This is a genomic window from Vibrio sp. 2033, from assembly GCF_033339735.1.
In genome coordinates this window covers 1-693 of the sequence record NZ_JAWOVC010000362.1, presented here as the reverse complement: position 1 = coordinate 693, position 693 = coordinate 1, and the positions used below count along the sequence as shown (strand labels likewise).

The 693-nt window shown below is 53.8% G+C and carries 1 protein-coding gene; it reads left to right on the top strand.

Going from position 1 to position 693, the window contains the following annotated elements:
- Window positions 1-693, top strand: a 693-nt coding sequence (locus R7P74_RS26610) for a thiamine pyrophosphate-dependent enzyme (RefSeq protein ID WP_318123650.1), incomplete at both ends; no start/stop codon positions are given.

The following is a 693-nucleotide window of genomic DNA, read 5'->3' as shown; positions in this document are numbered from 1 at the left end:
AAGACGTCAGCGCTGAAGACATCAAACGCGCGCAAGACGTACTGGCGGCGTCCACTCGCCCGGTATTGTATGTCGGCGGCGGTGTGCAGCTTGCGAAAGCAACAGATGCAGTGAGAGAGTTCTTACGTCTGAACCCGATGCCAGCGGTAAGCACTCTGAAAGGCTTAGGTACGATTGAACGCCATGACCCTCACTACTTAGGCATGTTAGGTATGCACGGCACCAAAGCGGCCAACCTTGTGGTTCAAGAAGCGGATCTGTTGATTGTCGTAGGTGCGCGTTTTGATGACCGTGTGACGGGCAAACTCGATACCTTTGCGCCGCACGCCAAAGTCATTCATATCGACATCGATGCGGCCGAAATCCATAAGCTTCGCCACGCAAACGCACCACTGCGAGGCGACATCAATACCATTCTTCCTCTATTGGAGCTGACTCAAGATATCTCATCGTGGGTTCACCACAGTGAAAGTCTGCGTAGCGGCTTTAAGTGGCGTTACGACCACCCTGGCGATCTTATCTACGCGCCGCTGCTGCTTAAGCAGTTATCTGACATGATGCCAGACAGCGCCATCGTCTCGACTGACGTAGGCCAGCACCAAATGTGGGCAGCTCAGCACATTCAGCCACGCGATCCGCAAAACTTCATTACTTCCGCAGGCTTAGGCACCATGGGTTTTGGTTTGCCAGCAG